Genomic DNA, 23,057 nt, shown 5'->3' with positions numbered 1-23,057 from the left:
GATTTAAGAAAGCAAAAAAACCTAGGAAAAGTCGAGAAACTTTTTCTGGGTTTTCTTTTTATTATTTATTGTTAATCAGTGAAAAGGGTTAAACATGTCAGAACTTCCTTGTTTACCTGACATCTGCATCATCATTTGTTGCTGTCTAATGCGCTCTGCTTCCTTATTCGTATTGATAGAAATAACAAGAAAGATAACCCAACCGATGAATGTCCATCCTAGAAGAAAGGATAGGATAAAGATTGGCCATTTTTTATCGGTTTTATTTAGAAGAGCTGGTAATATTTGAAGTACTACCAAGGGTAAAGAAATGATGATGGAGAGAAAAGCCGTGAGCAAGCCGCCACTAAGCTCATCACTGGCAATTCCAAAGAGTATCATTGCAAGAGCCCAGAGGATAACTGGGATAGAAGCGATGGCTATCATGATGAGGTTTGTTTGAGACTTACTTTCGTGTTGCGTCCAAGTCTCGTTAAAGTTATGATTTGGATGTTGGAAGGTAGCATTAGTCTGACTTGACGCGGGGCTAGTATTTGGTAAATCCTGTTGTTCCTCTAAGTTGGTATCAGCTAGTGGCTCTTCAGCAACATCATAGTTGTCAACATCTTTTTCGGCAGTTTCTACAACCTCTGTTGATGGCGCAGGTTTTGTAGGCTCAACGACTTCTGAGCCGTTCGTTGTTTCTACAGTCTCTTTTTGTGGGACAGTTTCTGTTACTTCGGCAGCTTGTTTGGGAGTTTCTCGGACAAACTCGCCTTTCTGAGCTGCTTCAGCCATTTCTTGAATACTTGGATTACGACCATTAACTGCTTGGAAAAAATCGATCCAATCTTGTTGCTTCATGTGTATAACCTCCAGATATCTTGATTAAAAAATGTTGATAATTACAATTATAGCAATAGTGTAAGGGGACCGCAATGGGAGTCTTTACTTTATTTCCTTATAATCTTCTTATCACTAAAGATGGGAAAGAGAAAGAAATAGGTTAGGATATAGACCACTAGAGGATATATCAGTGGATTATAGTCCCAGGCTCCTTGCCAATCTAGGTGTAAGAGTCTAACACTAGCGCGTGTTAGGCCTGTGCTCCAAGCTTTAAGGCCAAATGGTCTTAGGATTAAACTGAGTGGTGTTGGAAGATGCAAAAGGTAGACTCCATAAACTGCCACTAAAACTAAGAGATATAATCTAAAAAAACGCTGGTGGTAGGCCCACAAGCGTGTAAAATAGTTTTTCATTAGCCAATAACTGCAAAGAGTTTTTGAGCGTTTGATTGGCGAGTAGCATCCATGATGAGGAATAAGTCAACAATTGACCAGATACCACATCCACCACACGTCAAAAGTTTACCAACACCTAAGCCAACGTGTCCTAAGATAAAACGGTCAATTCCAAGAGAACCACCGAAAAGTGAGATAATAAGCATCATTGTAGGATCTTGGAAGCTGATTGAGTAAAGCATTGAAAGCTGTTGTTCAGGAAGTGCCTCAAGACGTTGGCGGATGTACTGAACTTGTTCTGTTGGGAAATACTTGGCATTGATAGCTAACCATTGATCTGCTGGATTCATAATTAAATACTCCTCTAATTTATATGATATGTAAAGCTTAACATAATGTCCAGGGAGATTCAAGGTGGTCAAGGCTTTTGAGGTCAATAAAAGCAACTTATTTGCAAGCTTCCACTGTGTCATAACTAGAGGATCATTAGGATAATCCTTTCGCACTATGCTTGAGAATGAGCCTACTTCTATTATTTGTGATTTCTCAACCCTTGTTCAAAACTGTCTGAATTCGCCTTAACAGTGATTTTTTCGAGTGTTAAGGGATGGGTGAAACTAAGAGTGTGGGCGTGGAGCATGAGTCGAGATGCGGTTCGGTGGCTATAAAGAGGATCCCCCAGAATGGCATGCCCATGATGGGCTAGATGAACACGAATTTGGTGGGTCCGGCCGGTTTTTAGTTGGCAGTTGACCAGACTGGCTCCTTTGAAGGCTTTGAGGCGCGTGATGGTTGTATAGGCAACCTGCCCTTTTCTAGGATCAACCACTCGTTTTCTACGGTCATGGCGGTCGCGTCCAATCTTGTCTTTGTACACAGTCTCCTTGGTCTGAAATTTACCTTCAGCCAAAGCCCAGTATTGACGCTGAATCTTCTTATCTTCCAAGAGTCTATTGAGAATTGGCAGGATAAACGGATTTTTAGCGAAGAGCACAGCTCCACTAGTCTCCATGTCTAGTCGATGAACGACGTAACAGGTCTGCCCACAGTAGGCAGAAACATGGTTAAGAAGAGCAATTTCTGTGGGTTCATTACCATGCGTTTTCATTCCTTCAGGCTTATTGACCACGATGAGATGTTGATCCTCGTAGAGAGGCTCTATCAAATTAGCATTTCCCATAGGGATAATTTTTTCAGGGTAGTCCTCCCGGTCAAAGGTCAGGCTAATCTTATCGCATTTTTCAACAGGACTCTGCCAATTAATAGCTTCTCCATTGATGAGGACGTGCTTTTTCGTGCGTAGGAAATGACGAATTTTACGAGGAATGAGGAGCTTAGTTTCTAGCAAGTCTTTGACAGTCGTTGCAGGATAGGGATTGATAATTTCTACGTGTAAAGTCATGGTTTCATTATATCATGAACGTTTAAAAGAGGACAGAACCTGTAAAAACTTGGTATAATAAGGTTATGACATTTTTTGATAATCTAAAAAACAAACTTTTTAAAGAAGAAACTAGCGGAAAGGGTAAGGAATCCCAGCCTGCTGGAAAATCGAAGGATTTACAAGATAAGATAAAGGGATTGTTCGCTAAGAAACCTGATGAGGTTGAACAAGCCGTTGAAGACTTGGATATGTCTCAGGAAAGTAAAGAGACCTCACGTTATCAACGTTCTAAGCAAAAGAAACCTATTGATACCACCAAACCCTTAGGTAAGGTTCAGGCGTTCTTGAGCAAGTTTACGCTTTCGCCAAGAAATCCTATTCGCCGTTTCTGGCGTCGCTATCATATTGGGAAAATTCTCTTTATCATGCTAGCTGTGCTGGTTTTGACAGTAGGTTCCTACCTTTTCTATATTGCCAAGACGACCAATGTTTCAGATCTTCAAGATGCCTTGAAAGCAACTACGGTTATCTATGACAAAGAAGGCAATCAAGCTGGTTCTTTGTCAGGGCAAAAAGGGACCTATGTGGAACTAGATGCTATTAGTGATAGCTTGGAGAATGCTGTCATAGCAACTGAGGACCGTACCTTCTATAAAAATAGCGGGGTTAACGTCAAGCGATTCCTCCTGGCTATTGTGTCCATGGGGCGCTTTGGTGGTGGTTCAACCATTACCCAACAGTTGGCTAAAAATGCCTTCTTGACTCAAGAACAGACTGTTACTCGTAAGGCCAAGGAATTCTTCCTCTCTTTGGAATTAACCAAGAAATACAGCAAGCAAGAAATCCTTACTATGTACCTCAATAATGCCTATTTCGGAAATGGGGTTTGGGGTGTTGAAGACGCCAGTCAAAAATACTTCGGGACAAGTGCTGCCAATCTAACTGTTGATGAAGCAGCGACCCTCGCGGGTATGCTTAAGGGACCTGAAATTTATAACCCAATCGATAATATCCAAAATGCGACTAACCGTCGAAACACTGTCCTCGCCAACATGGTTGATGACAAGAAGTTGAGTCAGGCAGATGCCGACAGTGCGGCTGGAGTTGATATGGCTAGTCGTCTGGATGATACCTATCAAGGGACTGGCGATGACTACAAGTATCCGTCTTACTTTGATGCCGTCATTGAAGAAGCTACGAAAACTTATGGTTTGAGTGAGTATGAAATCGTAAAAAATGGCTACAAAATCTACACAGAGATGGATGCCAACTCACAAGCTAATATGCAACAGACCTATGAAAATACCTATCTCTTCCCAACGTCAGAAAGTGATGGTAGTACAGCTCAGTCAGCTAGTGTGGCACTTGATCCAACAACTGGAGCGGTCCGTGGTCTAGTAGGTCGTGTAGGTGGTACTAGTGATACAACCTTCCGTAACTTTAACTATGCGACTCAAGGAAAGCGTAGTCCTGGATCGACCATCAAACCTTTAGTGGTCTATGCTCCGGCCTTGGCTTCAGGATGGAGCATCAATAAGGACCTTCCTAATAAACCAATCGACTATAACGGCTATACTCCAACCAACTACGGTGGTGTTGAGACAGAGGATGTGCCTATGTATCAAGCTTTGGCTAACTCCTACAATATCCCAGCAGTTTACCTCTTTAATCAAATCGGTATTCAAAAGGGGATTAGTTACGGTCAAAAATTTGGTCTTAACTTTGACAATGTTCCGGAAGAACTTGGAATTTCACTTGGTGGTGGTGTGACAGCCAGTCCTCTTCAAATGGCTCAGGCTTATGCGACCTTTGCTAATGGTGGTGAGATGAATACAGCTTATTTCATCACTAAAATTGAAAATGCCAGTGGAGACATTATTGCTACCCATAGTAAGAAGTCTAAACGTGTTGTCAGCCAGTCAGTAGCTAACCAGATGAACAGCATGATGCTTGGTACCTTCTCAAATGGTTCCGCTGTGAATGCCAACTACACGGGTTACACAATGGCAGGTAAGACAGGTACTGTTCAGGCTGAATTCAACAAGGATTTGACTAGTGACCAGTGGGTGATTGGTTATACTCCTGATGTGGTCATGACGACCTGGATTGGTTTTGATAAGACTGACGAAAGTCACTACCTAACAGGAGCAAGCTCGGGAACAGCTTCGACGATCTTCAGCTATATCGCTGCGGATGTTTTACCAAATACACCAGGTACTGAGTTTACTGTTGAAAATGCCTATGCAGCTGATGGTCAAACCCTAGACTATACGGCAGATCCAAATGACTCACGTAATAGTAGTAACAAGTCATGGACAGATAAGGCATCAGATGTTGTGAATGACGTTAAAGATCAGGCAAGTAGCCTATGGGATAAGATTACAGACTCCTTCTCAGGTCTGTTTAGATAGCTTGTCAATTGCACCTAAAAGTGGTAAGATAAAAAGAACGGAGGCGTTATGGCACAGAAAAAAGCAAGCCTAGCGTGTGCTGAATGCGGGAGCCGAAACTACTCAATTAATGTGAGTAGCACTCCCAAACCAACACGACTAGAAGTTAACAAATTTTGTAAACATTGTAAAAAATACACCTTGCATAAGGAAACAAGATAGGAGACACCGTGAGACAAACTGGAAGTATTTTCAAAGTCTTGAAAGACACGACTTGGCCAGACCGTAAACAACGCTGGCATGATTTTATTTCAGTTCTTGAGTATACTGCGTTCTTCACTGTCATCATCTATGCGTTTGATGAATTGTTGAGTCGCGCTATGTCAGCACTGATTAACTTTTTCTAAAGAAAACACAAAAAGAGTGGGAATACCTGCTCTTTTTTGTTATAATAAATGCAGATAAAAGCGAGAACAAGGGCCATCAGGCTTTTTTATTACGCTTTGAATTAAACCATAGGCATTCATTTACATTTAACACTCGCATCTAGAAGATAGCTAGCCAAAGGTGTTTAAATGTCATTTAGAAAAAAGAAAGGAATCCTAAAATGCTAGATTCATTCGACAAGGGCTGGTTCGTCCTTCAAACGTATTCAGGATACGAAAACAAAGTTAAAGAAAACCTTTTGCAACGTGCCCAAACTTATAACATGCTTGAAAATATCTTGCGTGTTGAAATCCCAACTCAAACTGTCAATGTTGAGAAAAACGGTAAAGTTAAAGAAGTGGAAGAAAACCGCTTCCCTGGTTACGTTCTTGTTGAGATGGTAATGACAGACGAAGCATGGTTCGTTGTCCGTAATACTCCGAACGTTACTGGTTTCGTTGGTTCTCACGGTAACCGTTCTAAACCAACACCACTTTTGGAAGAAGAAATCCGTCAAATCTTGATTTCAATGGGTCAAACTGTTGATGTCTTTGATACTAATATCAAGGTTGGTGATGTGGTTCAAATCATTGATGGTGCCTTTATGGGTCAAGAAGGCCGTGTTGTAGAAATTGAAAACAACAAGGTTAAAATCATGATTAACATGTTTGGTTCAGAAACAGCTGCTGAACTTGAACTTTACCAAATCGCTGAACTCTAAGATAGACAAATAGAGGTCGAGATAAGAGACTTCAACATCGGAAGACTATCTCATTAAACTTGAGGGGAGAGACTAGAAGCTAGATTTTTGAAATTTAGTTCTGTGTCACTCCCTTTTTTCTAACGGATGATGAATTATAAACGATTTTACGATAGGATTAGTACTCCTTTACGTCCTTACGCTAAGGTTTTAGAAGGCTTGAACAAAATTATAACTAGGACTTTTTACCTGCTTTTTCCTATATTTCTTATTTGGGTTTGGCTAAGGGGTGGCTGGTTTATTCTCTCTACGACAGTGCTTATTATGGGGGGAGGCTTTTTCCTTCTTTCTCTTGGTCGTAGTCTCTATAATCGACCGCGTCCATACCAGACTTGGGCTATCCAACCCCTTATTAAGAAGGACAGTCTAGGCAAGTCCTTTCCCAGCCGGCATGTTTTCTCAGCGACTGTTATTGCTATGTTGGCGCTGACGCTTAACCCCTGGCTAGGTGGGGCTATGCTTTTTCTGGCGGGTGCTCTAGCTCTTTTGCGCGTGCTAGGTGGTGTTCACTATCCTAGTGATGTTTTAGCAGGCTATGTCATTGGAATCCTTGTGGGTCTTCTTCTTTACCTATAGAAAATCTAGTCCTTCTTTGAAAGAGGAGGGCTTTTTTCGTTGAAAAAAGAAAGGTACCTCTGGAGCACCTTTCCTTTTGTTCTAAAATTCGAGTTGGCAATTAAAGGCTGTTCCCACCATTAGATATTGGCTTAGTTTAGGACATGTTCTGTAATAGCTTGAGCCACACCATGTTCATCATTTGAAGTCGTTACTAAGTTTGCTGTTTCCTTGACCCCTTCAGGTGCATTGCCCATAGCAATTCCCAGGCCAGCTAGAGCCAACATAGGACTGTCGTTGAAGTTATCTCCGATTGTCATGACTTGTTCAAGAGGAAGGTTGTAATATTTGGCAACCTCGATGAGAGCGTGTTCTTTAGAAACATGTTTGGCTGTGACTTCAAGATAGTTATCTTTGGATAAGTAGAAGGCTGTCTGTGTAAAATCCATGCTTAGGAGTTTTTGATGGAGGTCCTGAATAACTTCAGGCTCATCAATCAACAAAAGCTTGTGGATAGGAGGCTCTGAATCTGAGACCGTGTCTTGCAGCTCCTTAATCATAGGAGATTCACCCGTGATGCTTCCTTCCAACTGAGACCATTTGTCTAGTTTGTTGGTAATCCAGTCCTTGCCAGAGTAGATATTCACAGAGACACTTGGGTAATCTGTGGATAAGTAGCCAAGAAGTTCTTGAATTTCAGCTTTATCCACAGGGTGTTGGATGATAGTACGGTCACCCTCAAGTACTAAGGCACCGTTGTAGCAGGCGATGGGATTGTCATGAAGTCCCAGTTTATGAGCGATTGGTTGCATTCCTAGTGGAGAACGGGCAGAAGCTAAAACAAAGGGAATATTTGCCTTTTCAAGCTCTGGCATTACCTCAATCAGTTGTTCATCCACCTGGTGGTTACTAGTGAGAATAGTGCCATCAATGTCACTGATAATCAAACGAATCTTACTCATAGTCGCTATCCTTTCCATCATATAAAATCGTTACTCTGTCTTTAAGGGCTTCGATCAAATCAGGATCAGGTTTTTTATCTGTAATCCAGTAGTCAAAGTCTTTAATCTTACCCAAGATATATTTGGAATGTTTTTCATACTTGTCTGATTCAGCAATAAGAATCTTGGTTCGGGCAGCCTGCATGGCCAGTTGCTTAACAGCAACATCCTCCTCGTCCTCATAACTGACCACTCCTTGATTGAGACTAGCCGCTCCAAAGAAGGCTAAGTCAAATTGTAGATGTTGCAAGAGCTGGGCTTCGTGAAGCGAATAGTAGAAGCGGTTTTTACTGTAAAATCTTCCTCCCAAGAGATGGAAGTCAACGCCTTCTTTGCCACTTAGGACCAAGGCGTTGTCCAAAGAGTGGGAGTAGATAGTGACCTTCTTAGTCAATTTTTGTGAGACTTCAAGCATCAAGGTAGAGACATCGAAAAAGAGTAGAGATTGGTCTTTGACCAAGCTAAGCGCTAGGTCTGCCATTTTTTTCTTGTCTTCAGTGAGTCCTTTCTGACGTTCTTGGAAGCCTAGAACAGTGGTATTTTTAACTGGCAGAATGCCACCATGGGTACGTTGAGCCAGATTTCTCTGGCTGAGACAGTCGAAATCTCTTCTGACAGTGTCTTTGGAAACTTCTAATTCATCAACCATTTCTTTGACAGATAGGTTTCCCCTCTCTTCCAAGAGTGTTAATATTTTCTCTAATCGTTGTTCCTGATACATGAGTCACCTTCTTTCTGATACTAGTATAGCATCTTTTTGCTTTTTCACAATACAAAAGCGCAAAAAAACTTAAAAAGAATAAAAAAAGTGCAAAATAGATTAAGGTGAATTTGCCTCTTAAAGTTCCCTTATCATCTTTAAAAATCCTTCAAAAATGCTATAATAGAAGCATTACGAATATTGGAGAGAAACCATGAGTTTTTACAATCATAAAGAAATCGAGCCTAAGTGGCAAAAATACTGGGCTGACAATCACACTTTTAAGACAGGAACAGATGCCTCAAAACCTAAGTTTTATGCGCTTGACATGTTCCCTTACCCATCTGGAGCGGGTCTTCACGTAGGACACCCAGAAGGCTACACAGCGACTGATATCCTCAGCCGTTTCAAACGTGCTCAAGGTTACAATGTCCTTCACCCAATGGGATGGGATGCCTTTGGCTTGCCTGCAGAGCAATACGCTATGGATACAGGAAATGACCCAGCGGAATTCACAGCAGAAAACATTGCCAACTTCAAACGCCAAATCAATGCGCTTGGCTTCTCTTACGACTGGGACCGTGAAGTCAATACTACAGATCCGAACTACTACAAGTGGACGCAATGGATCTTCACTAAGCTTTACGAAAAAGGTTTGGCTTATGAAGCTGAAGTGCCAGTAAACTGGGTTGAAGAATTGGGAACAGCTATCGCCAACGAAGAAGTTCTTCCAGATGGAACATCTGAGCGTGGTGGCTACCCAGTTGTTCGTAAACCAATGCGTCAATGGATGCTCAAAATCACTGCCTATGCTGAGCGCTTGCTCAATGACTTGGATGACCTTGACTGGCCAGAGTCTATCAAGGACATGCAACGCAACTGGATTGGTAAATCAACTGGTGCTAATGTCACTTTCAAAGTGAAGGGGACTGACAAGGAATTCACAGTCTTTACGACACGTCCAGATACTCTTTTTGGTGCGACCTTCACTGTTTTGGCGCCTGAACATGACTTGGTAGATGCCATCACAACACCTGAACAAGCAGAAGCTGTAGCTGACTACAAACACCAAGCCAGTCTTAAATCAGACTTGGCTCGTACAGACCTTGCCAAGGAAAAAACAGGGGTTTGGACTGGTGCTTATGCCGTCAACCCTGTCAATGGGAAAGAAATCCCAATCTGGATTGCGGACTATGTTCTTGCCAGCTACGGAACAGGTGCTGTTATGGCCGTACCTGCCCACGATGAGCGTGACTGGGAATTTGCAAAACAGTTTGACCTTCCAATCGTAGAAGTCTTGGAAGGTGGAAACGTTGAAGAGGCTGCTTACACAGAAGATGGCCTTCACGTCAACTCTGACTTCTTGAACGGTCTCAACAAAGAGGAAGCGATTGCTAAAATCGTGGCTTGGTTGGAAGAAAAAGGCTTTGGTCAAGAAAAAATCACTTACCGTCTTCGTGACTGGCTCTTTAGCCGTCAACGTTACTGGGGTGAACCAATCCCAATTATTCATTGGGAAGATGGTACTTCAACAGCTGTTCCAGAAAGTGAACTCCCACTTGTCTTGCCAGTAACCAAGGACATTCGCCCTTCAGGTACTGGTGAAAGCCCATTGGCTAACTTGACAGACTGGCTTGAAGTGACTCGTGAGGATGGTGTCAAAGGTCGTCGTGAGACTAATACTATGCCACAATGGGCAGGTTCAAGCTGGTACTACCTCCGCTATATCGATCCACACAACACAGAGAAATTGGCTGACGAGGATCTCCTCAAACAATGGTTGCCAGTAGATATCTATGTGGGTGGTGCAGAACACGCCGTGCTCCACTTGCTTTACGCTCGTTTCTGGCATAAATTCCTCTATGACCTTGGTGTTGTACCGACTAAAGAGCCATTCCAAAAACTCTTCAACCAAGGAATGATCTTGGGAACTAGCTACCGTGACCACCGTGGTGCTCTCGTGGCGACTGATAAAGTTGAAAAACGTGACGGTTCCTTCTTCCATGTGGAAACAGGAGAAGAATTGGAGCAAGCACCAGCCAAGATGTCTAAATCCCTCAAGAACGTTGTCAACCCAGACGATGTGGTGGAACAATACGGTGCTGATACCCTTCGTGTCTATGAAATGTTCATGGGACCACTTGATGCCTCAATCGCTTGGTCTGAAGAAGGATTGGAAGGAAGCCGTAAATTCCTAGACCGTGTTTACCGTTTGATTACAAGTAAAGAGATTGTTGCGGAAAACAATGGCGCTCTAGACAAGGTTTATAACGAAACTGTTAAATCTGTCACTGAGCAAATCGAGTCTATGAAATTCAACACAGCTATTGCCCAACTCATGGTCTTTGTTAATGCTGCTAACAAGGAAGATAAACTCTATGTGGATTACGCCAAAGGATTTATCCAATTGATCGCTCCATTTGCGCCTCACTTGGCAGAAGAACTCTGGCAAACAGTTGCAGAAACAGGTGAGTCTATCTCTTATGTAGCTTGGCCAACATGGGATGAAAGCAAGTTGGTTGAAGACGAAATCGAAATCGTCGTTCAAATCAAAGGTAAAGTCCGTGCCAAACTCATGGTTGCGAAAGACCTTTCACGCGAAGAGTTGCAAGAAGTTGCTCTTGCTAATGAAAAAGTCAAAGCAGAGATTGATGGCAAGGAAATCGTGAAAGTGATTGCGGTACCTAATAAACTCGTTAATATTGTTGTAAAATAAAAATAAATCCTTTGGAGCTTAGCTCTGGAGGATTTTTTAGGTTCAGCTTGACAAGAAATAGTAGTTTTGTTAATGTTATTAACAAAAAGAGGGACACTATGAATAAGAAAGAACTGCATAAGTTTAATAATCGTTTTAACAGTTTTGTTTTAGCCTTTGAACAGTTGAAAAAGGATCAACATCGGAACAGTATTGATAAATCAATCACTATTAATGAAGTCCATTTGATTGATCTAATAGGCCGCAATCAGCCTGTGAATCTAGTGACATTATCTGAGTTACTTGAAGTATCTAGGAGTGCTATTACTCAGAGTGTTAGACGTTTAATCAAGAAAGACCTCGTTTCTTTTGAATTTGCACCAGATAATGAAAAAAATAAATATCTGATATTATCCAAAAAAGGGGTTGACGTTTTTAACATTCATAAAGAGCAGCAAGAATATATTGAAAAAACCATTTTTTCAGTTTTAAGAAACTATAGTGAAGAGGACCTTCAAATGGTTATGAAACTGATGGATGATGTTGAACAGGTATGGCAAGAGTTACCGTGGTAACAGTCACGGTAATTTTAAAACCATATTGTTAATTATGTTAACAAAAAAAGAGGAAGATATGACTATACAAATTGAACTGATCTCAGAGTCTGAGTTAGCAGACGAATCTTTTAGTATTGTCATCGATGGCTTAAAACCAAGGGAAACATATCGAGTCGAAATGTTTCTATCCGATTATTATTGTATCAATGCTCCCATGCTTTTAGCTCATGATGGTTTATGGAGATCAACAGGGATTTTTGTATCAGATAAGAATGGTATTATTGATATTTCACAAACTCCATCTTGTTCTGGCTCTTATGAAGGCATTTCAACAATGGGACTATTTTCTAATGCAAAGCCCTTGACCAATAAGAAAAAGAAGCTCCCAACCTCTCTTTCTAAAATTCCTTTACTAGATCGGTTTTTTGTGGAAATCAAAATTATGCAAGGAAATACTGTCATTGCAGAGAGAACTTTCACAAGACATTACATGAGTTCGCAAATTAGTCATAAAGATATTTATGGGAAACATTTTCAAGGGAGACTCTTCTATGATAAAAAGGCAATAAAAACACCAGCATTGATTATTGTGAGCGGTAGTGAAGGACGGATTGAAAAGGCACAGAACATAGCTCAGCTTTTATCTTCTAGAGGTTATATTTGCCTAGCAGTTGCCTACTTTGGTTTAGAGGGGTTACCAAAACATTTGGAACGTATTCCTTTAGAGTGCCTTGTGGAAGCAAAGGATTATCTACGTCAGCATCCTCAAGTAGATAGTGAAAGAATTGGAATCTATGGACGGTCTAAAGGAGCAGAGTTAGTTTTAGCTGAGGAGAGCATTTATAATGACGTTCAATGTTTGGTACTAAATTCCCCCTCTGATGTGGTGTATGAAGGGATAAGAGGGAAATGGAACTCTCATACTTCTTCTTGGACGCATTTGCAAAAAGAACTTACCTATCAAAAGTTTCAACTTAGAGATTATCTGTTCAGCAAACTTTTAAAAAAATCCTTCCCTAAAGATTGGTCTGCTAGGATAGATATTAGTAGACTCTCTTCGCCAATTTTATTGCTCGGAAGTATTGTTGATGAAATATGGGATGCCTCGTCAGCAATTGATGATATTGTCTCACATTATAAAGGACACCACATTACATTTAAAAAATATCATGAAACAGGTCACATGTTGACAGTGGCTTATCAACCAAATCACCGTTATCGAAAAGATTGGCATTTATTGATGAAAGAGAGTAAGGATTCTTGGCTAGCTACGATTCATTTTTTTGATAGACATTTGAAGAAGCAATAAAAATAGCTTATAAATATGCTATAATAGTCCCAACTAAGATAAAAACACAGTTCTGGTTGGTAGTCCAGACGTAGGCAAGCCTATCAGTAACCTTCCTCCTTGGTTGTCCATTCTTAGGGATAGATTTAAGGAGGTGCTGTCGTGGAAACAATTTCAATTGGATTGACAGTTTATTTTGAAGATGGATTTTGGCGTGGTTTGTTCGAACAAGTGTATCTAGAAACTTATCAAGTTTGTCGTGTGACATTTGGTCAGGAGCCAAAAGATGATGAAATTCTAGAGATCTTACAGACTCAGTTTACTCAATTATCTTTTAGTCCAGAAGCTATAGTTAAGCAACATGTAAAAATCAAGAATCCTAAACGATTACAGCGAATGGTGAAGAAACAAGTAAATCAGAAAGTTTCTTCCAAGTCGAAAGAACTATTGCAGTTGCAGTATGAGGAAAGGAAAAAGATTTCAAAACATCAATCTAGTATCCAAAAGCAATTGCTCAAACAAGAGAAATTTGAACGCAAACAGCAAAAACGAAGGGAGAAGCACAAAGGTCACTAGTGACTTTCTCTTTCATAAAATAGAACAGCTCTTTTCGTATAAAAAGAGCTGTTTTTACTTGTGTTGAAAATTCCTTTTGTATATAGATTCCTAATAAACCTACTTGTCGTCAAAAGATTTACTGATGATAGTTTCAAATTCCGGACAATACTTACTTACCTCAAATTCAATGATATCATACTGGGCAATCTCATTTTGATAGAATGGATCCTGCATAATGATTTCTTGAACTGTTTCCTTGTTTTTAGCTCCCGTTAGGATGATACCGACGGTTCTTGGATTTTTTCTTCCAGATGCTATAAAATGACCTTTTGTATAATACTGATTAAAAAAATCTATGTGTTTTTCTAAGAATTTTTCAACTGTATCAAGGGGCTTAATATAGGTAAGATTTACAATAAACATAAGTGACTCCTTTAAAATGAATGATAAATAGATTATAATACTCTACAAATAAATTGAATAGTAGGCACATTTTTGTAAGGAGAAAAAATGTTAACAAATAAAAAATGGAATTGCAGTATGTCTCGGGTATTAGATGTGGTTGGTGGGAAATGGAGAATGAATATATTATGGGTTATAAATAAGCATAAGAAAGTTCGTTTCAATCAATTGAGAAGAGAAGTTGAAGGGATTACAACTATCAGTTTGACACGTGGACTAGATGTTTTAATAGAGAAGCAATTGGTTGAAAAATATGATTATGAGTCTATGCCACTTCATACAGAATATGAGCTGACAGAAAAAGGGAAATCATTGATGCCGATTTTAAAGGACTTGAATCAATGGGGTAAAGAATGGCTGCAATAAATTTGTCCTTATTTTTATCTCTTCCATCTCGCCACTTAGACTCGCATTTTAACCACTTATCCCCAAAAGCCGTTTTTTAAGCGGCTTTTTTGCTAGACTGGTTCTATCAAAAGGAGAGAGAACATGATTTTACAAGCAAAAAACATAAGCAAACGGTATGAAAACTACCTTGCTGTTGATAATATTCACTTACAATTTAAAAGAGGGACGTTCAATGCGATTCTAGGTCCGAACGGGGCTGGCAAATCGACGACAATTTCCATGTTGATTGGCTTACAACAGTCAACGCAAGGCGAAATTATCTATGAACCCGGTACTAAAATTGGAGTGGTCTTCCAAACCAGTGTTTTAGATGAGATGCTGACGGTTAGGGAAAATCTGACCATTCGTGCCAGACAGTACAAAGGCCTAAAACCAAATCGTGTGTCTGATCTTATTGATCGACTAGGCCTATCAGCTTTCCAAAAGCAGAAATATGGGACGCTTTCAGGCGGCCAAAAGCGTCGGGTTGACATTGCGCGTGCTCTACTGCACGGTCCAGATCTTCTGTTCTTAGATGAGCCAACGACAGGTTTAGACATTCAAACCCGGAAGTCTATTTGGGATTTGCTCTATCAATTGCAGAGAGAAGAGGGAATGACCGTTGTATTGACTACGCATTATCTTGACGAAGCAGATGAAGCTGATCAAATTTATATTGTAGACCATGGGAAAGTGATAGCTCAAGGATCGGCATTAGATATTAAGAGTCAGTATGCAAAAAACATCTTGAAGATTCGCTTCAAGGAGATACAGCAGATAGAAAGTCTCAAATCTTCGGGAATGTCAGTAGAGCAACAAAGTCAATTGGAGTATGTTTTTCAACCCGAGAGTGAAAGGGAAGCCATTGATTACCTGGTGCAAGTTAGAGATGAGCTAGCCCATTTTGAGTTTCGTCCAGGGACCATGGATGATGCCTTTATTGCACTTACAGGAAGGGAGGTCCGCTAATGCTAGCCTTACTAAAGCGAAATTTTTTATTGTACTTTAGGAATCGTTCAGGAGTTTTCTTCTCCCTGTTGGGAGCCTTGATTTCCTTTGTTCTTTATATTATTTTTCTTCAAAAAAATCTAACAGATGCTTGGGCTCAGCTCTCCAATAATGGTTCTTTGTTAAATAATTGGCTAATGAGTGGAACGCTTGCAGTGACAGGGATTACGACCAGTCTGGCTGCCTTGACTCAGTTGGTAAAGGACCGTGAACATCAAGTAGATCAGGATCTTTATTTATCGGATCAAGGGAAGTGGCGGTTACCATCTTCATATCTAGCGAGTGCAATCATCATTTCTTTATCTATGCAGGTTCTTATGTATGTGCTGATGTGTGGCTATTTTAGAGAAGTTCCCAAACTATCCATACTATCTGAAGTACTCCTCATTATGCTGCTTAGTAGTCTGCTTTCTAGCTTGGTGAATGCCATTTTTGTTCACTTTTTCCAATCAGTAGATAGTCTTGGAAAGTTTGCGACCATAGTGGGTACAGCTTCCGGTTTTTTGGTAGGGACTTATGTACCTTTGGGCGTTCTACCTAATTTTGCTCAACTACTAATGAAATGTACCCCAGCAACTTATATTGCTGCACTTTATCGGCAAGTCCTCATGAATGAAACATTAAGTGAGACCTTTAAAGGTCAAGATGATCTTCGTCAAGAGTTCCAAGAGAAAATGGGTGTTCAACTCAAGTGGCAAGAGTTGTTGACAAAGGAAAATACTTACCTTATAGTGTTAGGAGGTATTCTTCTAGTAGGCATTCTTTGGGCTGTTTTAGTGAAAAAGTCTAGTAAGAAAAAATAAGTGAGAGTTGGAATAGGAATGAAACTTCGTTTTGAAGAAAAGTCAGATATTTCGACAAAGGACCCCTGTGTGGTCATTCAAGCAGAGCAATTATCTGATCAAGCACGAGAGGTAATGGATTACCTCGAACAATTTTCAGTTGTAAATCAAGTGGTGATTCCTATTAAAACGGATGATCATTTGGTTATGGTAAAAATTGATGACATTATCCTAGCTGAGATTGATAAGAATGTGTTAACGATTTATACAATAGACAAAACCTATACGATGAAAGAGACACTGACAAACTTTCAGCATCGCATCAATCGTCGAAGTTTTTTACAGATATCACGTCATGCTGTTATGAATATAGACCATTTGGAATCCCTATCGGATAGTTTTTCTGGCAATATGATGGCCAAAATGACAGGTGGAGTGAAGTCTAGTGTCAGCCGAAAATATGTCAAATCCTTGATGGATTATTTAGGGGTCTAGGAGGAACCTATGAAACGTTTTATTGCTTATTTTGTATCCGGCGTGAGAACGGGATCGTTCTTCTATCTTGCCCTCCTTTTACTAGGTCAATTATTTCCCCAGATTATCTATCCAAAAGTTAGTGTGGGAAATATTTTAGCCCTCTTTATGATGAGTGGCTTAATGGGGATGCTCTCGTGGATTTTGGAAGACCTTGACCGTATGTCCTACAGAATTAGAGTAATCTTGCATTTCTTGTTGACGGCGATTGTACTGATAGGGACTTGTCTAATAGCGGGTTGGATTGATGCTGTGCTGAATCCTATCATATGGATTGTCTTCATTTTCGTTTATATTATTATCTGGCTTTATCTCATTTGGCAAATGCATATGAGAACCCAACGTATTAACCAAGCCTTAATACATCGTCGAAGCCAGAAAAAGAAAGAAAAGTAAGAAATTATACGAACTTCAAAAAAAGACTCTTTTGCCCCTTGACCCTCACGCCACGTCATAGCCTATACTCTTAATCAGAGAGGAGTTCTATTGAAATCTGTAAAAGAAGTGAGCCAACTATCAGGTGTCAGTGTGCGCACCCTTCATTATTATGACGAAATTGATTTGCTGAAACCGTCAGTTGTGGCTGAGAATGGCTACCGTTACTATAATCGCGATGCGGTTGTCCGTTTGCAGGAAATATTGCTTTACCGTGAGTTAGACTTTCCTCTCAAAAAAATTAAGGAAATCGTAGGTCAACCGGGTTATGACAAAGTTCAAGCGCTTAAGGATCAAATCAAGCTTTTAGAGCTGAAAAAGTCCCGTTTAGAAGCCGTCATAGCTCATGCTAAGGCCTTACAAATGGAGGAAGAAGAAATGTCATTTGAAGCATTTGATCAAAAAGCTATGGAAGCATTTCAGCAAGAAGCTCAGGCTAGATGGGGTCAGACAAAAGCTTATCAAGCTTTTGCGGCTAAGGGGGAGGAGTCCTTCCCTGAAGTTACCAAAGAGATGGCTGCAATCATGTCTACCTTTGGACAGCTCAAAGAGTCTAATCCTAATGACAATAGTGTTCAGGAGCAAGTAAAGGTGTTACAAGATTATATTAGTCAGCATTTTTATCCATGTGACCAAACGGTATTAGCTGGTCTAGGTCAGATGTACCAAACAGATAATCGCTTTTCTAGTTTTATCGATAAAGTCGGGGGATCAGGGACTGCCGCCTTTCTCGCAAAAGCTATTCGTATTTATTGTCAATAAACTAAAGCCAAAGCCAAAGTCTTAGGGACTTTGGCTTTTTCTTATGCCATAGTGACATTTATGTCACTATTTTTATAATCATTTAATGTTTATAATTAATGTATCGTTTTAGAAGGCGATTAGTTAAGTGTTTCTGCTATTTTGCTTGAAATTTTCATGCAGATAATCAGATGAAATTTAACCAAACTCTAATTTAAATCAAATTTATGGAGGAAACCATGTCCATTTTAACCATTGACCACATCTCAAAGTACTATAATCTCGACGGTACGAACCAAGAGCGAGCTTTGAACGATGTTACACTTGAGATTGCACCAGCAAAGATCACTGCTATCTACGGTCCATCTGGCTGTGGTAAGACCAGTCTGCTCAGTATTATTAGCGGCTTGGATAGTCAGTATCAGGGAAATCTGTATTTCAAGAATCAGAACATGCGTGATTTTTCAGAGCGTGACCTGACCTATTTTAGAAAGGCCCATATTGGCTTTGTCTTTCAAAATTTCAATCTTATCCCTCATCAATCAGTCCTTGAAAATGTCAAGATGCCTCTTTACGTTAAAAATATGACTGATAAAGAGATGATCGAGATTGCGGAAAAGGAGCTCAGCCGTCTTGGAATCGGAGAATTTATCAAGAAAAATGTTAAGCAGCTTTCTGGTGGGCAAAAACAACGTGTGGCCATTGCCCGTGCCCTAGTTAATAATCCAGAAATGATTGTGGCTGATGAACCGACTGGTTCTCTTGATTCTCAGTCTCAGGAAAATGTTCTCGAAATTTTTAAAGAGCTAGCCGAGGCAGGTAAAACTGTGATTATCGTAACCCATAACCCTGAGGTGGCGGATTATGCGGATGTTGTCATTAAAATGAAGGATGGTGAAGTCGTTGAAACAATCGAAAAATAAGGGGTTGACCCTCAAGAATAAACTTAAATTGTCATTGAACAACTTTATGGAACGTAAGTGGCGTAATCTTTTGATTGCGACGGCAACTTCCATTGGTTTTATCGGTGTTTTAATTTCCTTTGGTTTGGGGAATGCTATTGTTGGTATGATTAATGACAGTACCGATGGTGGTAACATTCCATCCCAAATTCAGATTAGTCTTAGTGCTAAATCAGCAGCCAGAGGGGTTCTAAATGCGGATGATGAGAAGTTTATTCGTAGTCAGATTAAGAGTGATGACATTAAATATTTGGAGAGCCCCTTTGGAATGAACATGGCAAGTCTTACCCTTGATGGTAAGACCATGGATTTCAGCAAGGACCTTCCTAACTATTCTCAGGTTATCAGTCTCTACAAGAACACAAAAATCTCTACATCTCGCAATAGTAAGGATAAGATTACAGCCGGGAAGGCTTTTAAATCCGCAGATGAAAAGGGCTTAACCCTTCCGATGAGTTTTGTCAAACATTACAATGAAGAAACAGGGAAGAAGCTCAAGGCTAAAGACTTTATCGGCAAAGAAATCTCAGCTCAGATTGTTGAAAATACTGCTGAGGGAACTAAAGTAGCGGATATCAAGACTAAGATTGTCCGTATTGTTGATGACAGCGAGGATGCTGAAGAGAGCAATAGCTATATGCCAGCCAAACAATTGGAAGAGTTGCTCAAAGAAAATGGCTTCACTAAAACAGTCTCTTACATGCTTTTGGAGCTTAAGAATCCAGCCAAGACTAAGGAAGTCACTAAAAAGTTACAGAAAAACAAGAAGTACCTGGTTCTTTCACAGCAGGCCATCCTCAATGTCATTATTAAATTCATCCGTGTTATCCAAGCACTCTTGATTATCCTTTCGTCACAAGCTATCCTAGTTTCAGCTGTCATGATTGGAATTATCATCTATATTAATATCATGCAACGCTCAAAAGAGATTGGTGTCATGAAGGCTGTCGGTTACCTTAATCGTGACGTGAAAGCTATCTTTGTTTATGAGGCGCTCTGGATTACGGGTATCTCACTGGCTCTTGCCCTCCTTGTATCACAGGGGATTGGAAGCTTGGCCAACATGATTGTTTCACATCTCTACCCAAGTGTCAGCAAGGTATTTGATCTAAATCTGACATCAATTCTCATCATGTTTGGCTTCTCGCTCTTGATGGGCTATGTATCAGCCTACCTTCCAGCCCGTAAAATCAGTAAAATGGACCCTGTCGAGTCCCTAAGATATGAATAGAAATGAAGAGTAGTCTCACCAGGCTGCTCTTTTTTGTCAAAACAACCATTAGAATAATCGGAAAATCCAAACAATAATTAACTTTCTGAAAAGTGGAGACAATTGCCCAAAAATGCTATAATAGTCAACATATACAAGCTATTAGTAACAAAAAATAAGTACCTATTCGATTGGAGGAATTCCATGTATAAAGATGACAGTTTAACCTTGCACACTGACTTGTATCAAATCAATATGATGCAAGTCTACTTCAACCAAGGTATTCACAATAAAAAGGCCGTTTTCGAAGTTTATTTCCGTCAACTTCCGTTTAAAAATGGCTTTGCTGTGTTCGCAGGTCTGGAACGTATTGTCAACTATCTTGAAAATCTGACTTTCTCAGAAACTGATATTGCTTATCTAAAAGAGTTAGGCTATCCTGAGGATTTTCTAGACTATCTAGCCAACCTAAAACTCGAGTTGACTATCAATTCGGCCCTTGAGGGTGATTTGGTATTTGCTAATGAACCGATTTTCCAAGTGGAAGGTCCCTTGGCCCAGTGTCAGTTAGTAGAGACTGCCTTACTAAATATCCTCAATTACCAGATTCTTATTGCTACCAAGGCAGCTCGCATTCGCTCTGTCATTGAAGATGCTCCTTTGTTGGAGTTTGGGACACGTCGTGCACAAGAGATGGATGCAGCAATCTGGGGGACGCGTGCAGCCGTGATTGGTGGTGCTGATGCAACGTCCAATGTACGTGCCGGTAAGATTTTCGGCATTCCAGTTTCTGGTACTCATGCTCATGCTCTTGTTCAAGCCTATGGCAATGATTACGATGCCTTCAAAGCCTATGCATCAACTCATAAGGACTGTGTATTCCTTGTAGATACCTATGACACTCTCAAAATTGGAGTTCCGAATGCCATTCGCGTAGCTAAAGAGCTGGGTGATAAGATCAATTTCTTGGGTGTCCGTCTTGATTCAGGTGATTTGGCTTATCTATCGAAGCAAGTCCGTAAGCAGTTGGATGCTGCCGGTTTCCCTGATGCCAAAATTTATGCTTCAAATGACCTTGATGAAAATACCATCCTCAACTTGAAGATGCAAAAGGCCAAGATTGATGTCTGGGGAGTGGGTACTAAGCTTATCACTGCCTATGATCAACCAGCCTTGGGTGCTGTCTACAAGATTGTCTCAATGGAAGATGATCAAGGAGTCATGCATGATACTATCAAGTTGTCCAACAATGCTGAGAAGGTTTCGACACCAGGTAAGAAGCAAGTCTGGCGTATTACGAGTCGTGCTAAGGGCAAATCAGAAGGTGACTATATCACTTTCGCAGACACGGATGTTAATGCTCTAGAAGAAATTAATATGTTCCACCCAACATACACCTACATTAATAAGACTGTTCGTGATTTTGATGCAGTGCCACTCTTGGTCCCAATCTACGACAAGGGGCAACTCATCTATGACTTGCCTAGTCTTGATGAAATCAAGGCTTATGCGACTAAGGAATTGGATGAACTTTGGAATGAGTACAAGCGCGTGCTTAACCCTCAAGATTATCCAGTTGACTTGGCTAAAGATGTCTGGGAAAACAAGATGACCTTGATTGATAATGTCCGTAAGAAAGCCCATAACTTGCCAGAGTAAAAGGAGACATTATGACTTTGCAAGAAACTATTATTGCTCAACTAGGCGTTAAACCTAGCATTGATCCAAAAGAAGAGATTCGAAAATCCGTTGATTTTTTGAAGGCCTACATGCTCAAACATCCATTCCTTAAAACATATGTTTTGGGAATCTCAGGAGGTCAGGATTCTACCTTAGCTGGCCGTCTAGCACAACTTGCGGTTGAAGAGCTCCGTGCAGAGACAGGAAAAGACTATCAGTTTATCGCCATTCGTTTACCATACGGTGTCCAAGCAGATGAAGATGATGCCCAACGTGCTCTTGCTTTTATCAAGCCAGATGTGAGTCTTGTGGTTAACATCAAAGAAGCTGTTGATGGTCAGGTTGCGGAACTTGCCAAGGCAGGCGTAACCGTTTCTGACTTTAACAAGGGAAATATTAAGGCCCGTCAACGTATGATTACCCAATACGCGGTTGCTGGTGAAAATAGTGGTGCAGTCATTGGTACGGACCACGCCGCTGAAAACCTTACTGGCTTCTTCACAAAATTTGGCGATGGTGGTGCGGATATTTTGCCACTCTTTCGTCTAAACAAGCGTCAAGGTGCAGCCCTTCTTGCAGAACTTGGTGCAGACAAGGCTCTCTATGAAAAAGTGCCAACAGCTGACTTAGAAGAGGATAAACCAGGAATCGCTGATGAAGTGGCACTTGGTGTGACCTACCGTGAAATTGATGATTACCTTGAAGGCAAGGAAGTATCAGCCAAAGCCCAGGAAACTATTGAGACTTGGTGGCGTAAAGGTCAACACAAACGTCACTTGCCAATCACTATTTTTGATGAGTTTTGGAAATAAGAGGAGAAATGAATTATGATTAAAGCTTATATTGACTTTTGGAAACGTGCCTTTGACTTTAGCGGACGTTCGACTCGTCCAGACTACTGGTGGGCTTACTTGGTTAATGTCATTATTATTACTATTCTTACTGTTTTTTGTGTTCTTATTCCTTTCTTCAGTAATGTTGACCTTAGTGATCCAGCTCTGTTGAATAATCAGACTGAACTGCAAAAAATAATTATTACCTATGCTTGGCCACTAATACTTTTTAGCTTAATTGAACTTATCCCTCAATTGTCTCTACAAATCCGTCGTTTAAGAGATGCAGGCTTTCATCCGGCTTGGGTACTTCTAAGTTATATAGGGCTTGTACCAGTCTTGGCTATCTTCTCATTGATTGGAAGCATTGTCCTCCTTATCATGTCTTGTCAACCAACGAAACCAGCACCAGAAACACTGGTTGATAAAGTTGAATAAGATTGTCGTACCCCTAGGTTTGTACTGACCCCAAAAAGTTAGACATTTAAT

Annotated in this window: 27 protein-coding genes; 20 read left to right on the top strand and 7 right to left on the bottom strand. The window is 40.5% G+C overall.

The window, feature by feature from the left end:
- Window positions 1-75: 75 nt before the first annotated feature.
- From HMPREF2867_RS05130 to HMPREF2867_RS05120, 4 genes are all read right to left on the bottom strand, one after another.
- Complete coding sequence (locus tag HMPREF2867_RS05130) at window positions 76-843, bottom strand: superinfection immunity protein (protein ID WP_070576203.1); 768 nt, start codon at window positions 841-843, stop codon at window positions 76-78.
- An 89-nt stretch (window positions 844-932) separates the two neighbouring features.
- Window positions 933-1,238, bottom strand: coding sequence for a DUF2752 domain-containing protein (locus tag HMPREF2867_RS10960; RefSeq protein WP_013989997.1), 306 nt, complete (start codon window positions 1,236-1,238; stop codon window positions 933-935).
- Window positions 1,238-1,570 carry a TM2 domain-containing protein gene (locus tag HMPREF2867_RS05125; RefSeq protein WP_070576200.1) on the bottom strand — a complete coding sequence of 111 codons (333 nt, stop codon included), beginning with the start codon at window positions 1,568-1,570 and terminating at the stop codon, window positions 1,238-1,240. The genes HMPREF2867_RS10960 and HMPREF2867_RS05125 overlap by 1 nt, the downstream gene beginning before the upstream one ends.
- Window positions 1,571-1,752: 182 nt before the next feature.
- Complete coding sequence (locus HMPREF2867_RS05120; RefSeq protein ID WP_070576197.1) at window positions 1,753-2,622, bottom strand: RluA family pseudouridine synthase; 870 nt, start codon at window positions 2,620-2,622, stop codon at window positions 1,753-1,755.
- Window positions 2,623-2,687: 65 nt separating this feature from the next.
- On the opposite strand from HMPREF2867_RS05120, the gene pbp2a reads away from it, so the two are divergent.
- The 5 genes from pbp2a to HMPREF2867_RS11765 all read left to right on the top strand — a co-directional run bounded on the left by pbp2a (window position 2,688) and on the right by HMPREF2867_RS11765 (window position 6,756).
- The gene (pbp2a, locus tag HMPREF2867_RS05115) at window positions 2,688-5,015 is read left to right on the top strand and encodes a penicillin-binding protein PBP2A (RefSeq protein ID WP_070576194.1); all 2,328 of its coding nucleotides are present in this window, start codon (window positions 2,688-2,690) and stop codon (window positions 5,013-5,015) included.
- A 48-nt stretch (window positions 5,016-5,063) separates the two neighbouring features.
- Window positions 5,064-5,216, top strand: a complete 153-nt coding sequence (rpmG, locus tag HMPREF2867_RS10955; protein WP_002886472.1) for a 50S ribosomal protein L33 — start codon at window positions 5,064-5,066, stop codon at window positions 5,214-5,216.
- A gap of 8 nt (window positions 5,217-5,224) precedes the next feature.
- Window positions 5,225-5,401, top strand: a complete 177-nt coding sequence (gene secE / locus HMPREF2867_RS05110; protein ID WP_002883656.1) for a preprotein translocase subunit SecE — start codon at window positions 5,225-5,227, stop codon at window positions 5,399-5,401.
- A 200-nt stretch (window positions 5,402-5,601) separates the two neighbouring features.
- Window positions 5,602-6,141, top strand: a complete 540-nt coding sequence (nusG, locus tag HMPREF2867_RS05105; RefSeq protein ID WP_002883644.1) for a transcription termination/antitermination protein NusG — start codon at window positions 5,602-5,604, stop codon at window positions 6,139-6,141.
- A 126-nt stretch (window positions 6,142-6,267) separates the two neighbouring features.
- Window positions 6,268-6,756 carry a phosphatase PAP2 family protein gene (locus HMPREF2867_RS11765; protein WP_064525485.1) on the top strand — a complete coding sequence of 163 codons (489 nt, stop codon included), beginning with the start codon at window positions 6,268-6,270 and terminating at the stop codon, window positions 6,754-6,756.
- Between the two features lie 131 nt (window positions 6,757-6,887).
- Here the strand turns inward: HMPREF2867_RS11765 and HMPREF2867_RS05095 are convergent, their stop codons facing one another.
- Both HMPREF2867_RS05095 and HMPREF2867_RS05090 read right to left on the bottom strand, forming a co-directional pair.
- Complete coding sequence (locus HMPREF2867_RS05095; protein ID WP_064525488.1) at window positions 6,888-7,697, bottom strand: Cof-type HAD-IIB family hydrolase; 810 nt, start codon at window positions 7,695-7,697, stop codon at window positions 6,888-6,890.
- Complete coding sequence (locus HMPREF2867_RS05090) at window positions 7,690-8,457, bottom strand: DeoR/GlpR family DNA-binding transcription regulator (RefSeq protein ID WP_064525492.1); 768 nt, start codon at window positions 8,455-8,457, stop codon at window positions 7,690-7,692. The genes HMPREF2867_RS05095 and HMPREF2867_RS05090 overlap by 8 nt, the downstream gene beginning before the upstream one ends.
- 193 nt (window positions 8,458-8,650) lie before the next feature.
- Between HMPREF2867_RS05090 and leuS the strand changes: the two genes are divergently transcribed.
- From leuS to HMPREF2867_RS05070, 4 genes are all read left to right on the top strand, one after another.
- Entirely contained in the window at window positions 8,651-11,152 is a 2,502-nt protein-coding gene (gene leuS, locus HMPREF2867_RS05085; RefSeq protein WP_049553851.1) for a leucine--tRNA ligase, read from the top strand.
- Between the two features lie 98 nt (window positions 11,153-11,250).
- Window positions 11,251-11,706 (top strand): MarR family transcriptional regulator, encoded by a 456-nt coding sequence (locus HMPREF2867_RS05080; RefSeq protein ID WP_064525498.1) that lies wholly within the window; start codon window positions 11,251-11,253, stop codon window positions 11,704-11,706.
- Between the two features lie 58 nt (window positions 11,707-11,764).
- Window positions 11,765-12,997 (top strand): acyl-CoA thioesterase/BAAT N-terminal domain-containing protein, encoded by a 1,233-nt coding sequence (locus HMPREF2867_RS11345; RefSeq protein ID WP_070576190.1) that lies wholly within the window; start codon window positions 11,765-11,767, stop codon window positions 12,995-12,997.
- A gap of 141 nt (window positions 12,998-13,138) precedes the next feature.
- Complete coding sequence (locus tag HMPREF2867_RS05070) at window positions 13,139-13,552, top strand: YjdF family protein (RefSeq protein WP_070576187.1); 414 nt, start codon at window positions 13,139-13,141, stop codon at window positions 13,550-13,552.
- 99 nt (window positions 13,553-13,651) lie between these two features.
- Here the strand turns inward: HMPREF2867_RS05070 and HMPREF2867_RS05065 are convergent, their stop codons facing one another.
- Window positions 13,652-13,957 carry a YciI family protein gene (locus HMPREF2867_RS05065; RefSeq protein ID WP_070576183.1) on the bottom strand — a complete coding sequence of 102 codons (306 nt, stop codon included), beginning with the start codon at window positions 13,955-13,957 and terminating at the stop codon, window positions 13,652-13,654.
- A gap of 87 nt (window positions 13,958-14,044) precedes the next feature.
- Here HMPREF2867_RS05065 and HMPREF2867_RS05060 point away from each other — a divergent pair, with 87 nt between their 5' ends.
- From HMPREF2867_RS05060 to HMPREF2867_RS05010, 11 genes are all read left to right on the top strand, one after another.
- Window positions 14,045-14,362 (top strand): winged helix-turn-helix transcriptional regulator, encoded by a 318-nt coding sequence (locus tag HMPREF2867_RS05060; RefSeq protein ID WP_051677006.1) that lies wholly within the window; start codon window positions 14,045-14,047, stop codon window positions 14,360-14,362.
- A gap of 123 nt (window positions 14,363-14,485) precedes the next feature.
- Window positions 14,486-15,352, top strand: coding sequence for an ABC transporter ATP-binding protein (locus tag HMPREF2867_RS05055; RefSeq protein ID WP_070576179.1), 867 nt, complete (start codon window positions 14,486-14,488; stop codon window positions 15,350-15,352).
- Window positions 15,352-16,194, top strand: coding sequence for an ABC transporter permease (locus HMPREF2867_RS05050; RefSeq protein WP_070576176.1), 843 nt, complete (start codon window positions 15,352-15,354; stop codon window positions 16,192-16,194). The genes HMPREF2867_RS05055 and HMPREF2867_RS05050 overlap by 1 nt, the downstream gene beginning before the upstream one ends.
- 18 nt (window positions 16,195-16,212) lie before the next feature.
- Window positions 16,213-16,668 (top strand): LytTR family DNA-binding domain-containing protein, encoded by a 456-nt coding sequence (locus HMPREF2867_RS05045; protein ID WP_002883621.1) that lies wholly within the window; start codon window positions 16,213-16,215, stop codon window positions 16,666-16,668.
- Between the two features lie 9 nt (window positions 16,669-16,677).
- Entirely contained in the window at window positions 16,678-17,103 is a 426-nt protein-coding gene (locus tag HMPREF2867_RS05040) for a DUF3021 family protein (RefSeq protein ID WP_070576173.1), read from the top strand.
- Window positions 17,104-17,193: 90 nt separating this feature from the next.
- The gene (locus HMPREF2867_RS05035; protein WP_070576170.1) at window positions 17,194-17,904 is read left to right on the top strand and encodes a MerR family transcriptional regulator; all 711 of its coding nucleotides are present in this window, start codon (window positions 17,194-17,196) and stop codon (window positions 17,902-17,904) included.
- A gap of 218 nt (window positions 17,905-18,122) precedes the next feature.
- Entirely contained in the window at window positions 18,123-18,806 is a 684-nt protein-coding gene (locus HMPREF2867_RS05030) for an ABC transporter ATP-binding protein (protein ID WP_049545112.1), read from the top strand.
- On the top strand, window positions 18,775-20,076 hold the full coding sequence (locus HMPREF2867_RS05025; protein WP_083306751.1) for an ABC transporter permease: 1,302 nt from the start codon (window positions 18,775-18,777) through the stop codon (window positions 20,074-20,076). The genes HMPREF2867_RS05030 and HMPREF2867_RS05025 overlap by 32 nt, the downstream gene beginning before the upstream one ends.
- 183 nt (window positions 20,077-20,259) lie before the next feature.
- Window positions 20,260-21,714 carry a nicotinate phosphoribosyltransferase gene (locus HMPREF2867_RS05020; protein WP_070576165.1) on the top strand — a complete coding sequence of 485 codons (1,455 nt, stop codon included), beginning with the start codon at window positions 20,260-20,262 and terminating at the stop codon, window positions 21,712-21,714.
- Between the two features lie 11 nt (window positions 21,715-21,725).
- Window positions 21,726-22,547 carry an ammonia-dependent NAD(+) synthetase gene (gene nadE / locus HMPREF2867_RS05015; protein ID WP_070576163.1) on the top strand — a complete coding sequence of 274 codons (822 nt, stop codon included), beginning with the start codon at window positions 21,726-21,728 and terminating at the stop codon, window positions 22,545-22,547.
- A gap of 15 nt (window positions 22,548-22,562) precedes the next feature.
- Complete coding sequence (locus HMPREF2867_RS05010; protein WP_070576160.1) at window positions 22,563-23,006, top strand: DUF805 domain-containing protein; 444 nt, start codon at window positions 22,563-22,565, stop codon at window positions 23,004-23,006.
- The last annotated feature ends 51 nt before the right edge of the window (window positions 23,007-23,057 follow it).

It is taken from the genome of Streptococcus sp. HMSC064H09 (assembly GCF_001812625.1).
Lineage (GTDB): Bacteria > Bacillota > Bacilli > Lactobacillales > Streptococcaceae > Streptococcus.
Note: the sequence above shows the minus strand (reverse complement) of the source record. Positions and strands in the feature narration are given on the sequence as shown.

Excerpts from the sequence above, each read along its gene's own strand:
- HMPREF2867_RS05130 (WP_070576203.1), bottom strand. The coding sequence starts at position 843 with ATGAAGCAACAAGATTGGATCGATTTTTTCCAAGCAGTTAATGGTCGT.
- HMPREF2867_RS10960 (WP_013989997.1), bottom strand. The coding sequence starts at position 1,238 with ATGAAAAACTATTTTACACGCTTGTGGGCCTACCACCAGCGTTTTTTT.
- HMPREF2867_RS05125 (WP_070576200.1), bottom strand. The coding sequence starts at position 1,570 with ATGAATCCAGCAGATCAATGGTTAGCTATCAATGCCAAGTATTTCCCA.
- HMPREF2867_RS05120 (WP_070576197.1), bottom strand. The coding sequence starts at position 2,622 with ATGACTTTACACGTAGAAATTATCAATCCCTATCCTGCAACGACTGTC.
- pbp2a (WP_070576194.1), top strand. The coding sequence starts at position 2,688 with ATGACATTTTTTGATAATCTAAAAAACAAACTTTTTAAAGAAGAAACT.
- rpmG (WP_002886472.1), top strand. The coding sequence starts at position 5,064 with ATGGCACAGAAAAAAGCAAGCCTAGCGTGTGCTGAATGCGGGAGCCGA.
- nusG (WP_002883644.1), top strand. The coding sequence starts at position 5,602 with ATGCTAGATTCATTCGACAAGGGCTGGTTCGTCCTTCAAACGTATTCA.
- HMPREF2867_RS11765 (WP_064525485.1), top strand. The coding sequence starts at position 6,268 with ATGATGAATTATAAACGATTTTACGATAGGATTAGTACTCCTTTACGT.
- HMPREF2867_RS05095 (WP_064525488.1), bottom strand. The coding sequence starts at position 7,697 with ATGAGTAAGATTCGTTTGATTATCAGTGACATTGATGGCACTATTCTC.
- HMPREF2867_RS05090 (WP_064525492.1), bottom strand. The coding sequence starts at position 8,457 with ATGTATCAGGAACAACGATTAGAGAAAATATTAACACTCTTGGAAGAG.
- leuS (WP_049553851.1), top strand. The coding sequence starts at position 8,651 with ATGAGTTTTTACAATCATAAAGAAATCGAGCCTAAGTGGCAAAAATAC.
- HMPREF2867_RS05080 (WP_064525498.1), top strand. The coding sequence starts at position 11,251 with ATGAATAAGAAAGAACTGCATAAGTTTAATAATCGTTTTAACAGTTTT.
- HMPREF2867_RS11345 (WP_070576190.1), top strand. The coding sequence starts at position 11,765 with ATGACTATACAAATTGAACTGATCTCAGAGTCTGAGTTAGCAGACGAA.
- HMPREF2867_RS05065 (WP_070576183.1), bottom strand. The coding sequence starts at position 13,957 with ATGTTTATTGTAAATCTTACCTATATTAAGCCCCTTGATACAGTTGAA.
- HMPREF2867_RS05060 (WP_051677006.1), top strand. The coding sequence starts at position 14,045 with ATGTTAACAAATAAAAAATGGAATTGCAGTATGTCTCGGGTATTAGAT.
- HMPREF2867_RS05055 (WP_070576179.1), top strand. The coding sequence starts at position 14,486 with ATGATTTTACAAGCAAAAAACATAAGCAAACGGTATGAAAACTACCTT.
- HMPREF2867_RS05050 (WP_070576176.1), top strand. The coding sequence starts at position 15,352 with ATGCTAGCCTTACTAAAGCGAAATTTTTTATTGTACTTTAGGAATCGT.
- HMPREF2867_RS05045 (WP_002883621.1), top strand. The coding sequence starts at position 16,213 with ATGAAACTTCGTTTTGAAGAAAAGTCAGATATTTCGACAAAGGACCCC.
- HMPREF2867_RS05040 (WP_070576173.1), top strand. The coding sequence starts at position 16,678 with ATGAAACGTTTTATTGCTTATTTTGTATCCGGCGTGAGAACGGGATCG.
- HMPREF2867_RS05030 (WP_049545112.1), top strand. The coding sequence starts at position 18,123 with ATGTCCATTTTAACCATTGACCACATCTCAAAGTACTATAATCTCGAC.
- HMPREF2867_RS05025 (WP_083306751.1), top strand. The coding sequence starts at position 18,775 with ATGGTGAAGTCGTTGAAACAATCGAAAAATAAGGGGTTGACCCTCAAG.
- HMPREF2867_RS05020 (WP_070576165.1), top strand. The coding sequence starts at position 20,260 with ATGTATAAAGATGACAGTTTAACCTTGCACACTGACTTGTATCAAATC.
- nadE (WP_070576163.1), top strand. The coding sequence starts at position 21,726 with ATGACTTTGCAAGAAACTATTATTGCTCAACTAGGCGTTAAACCTAGC.
- HMPREF2867_RS05010 (WP_070576160.1), top strand. The coding sequence starts at position 22,563 with ATGATTAAAGCTTATATTGACTTTTGGAAACGTGCCTTTGACTTTAGC.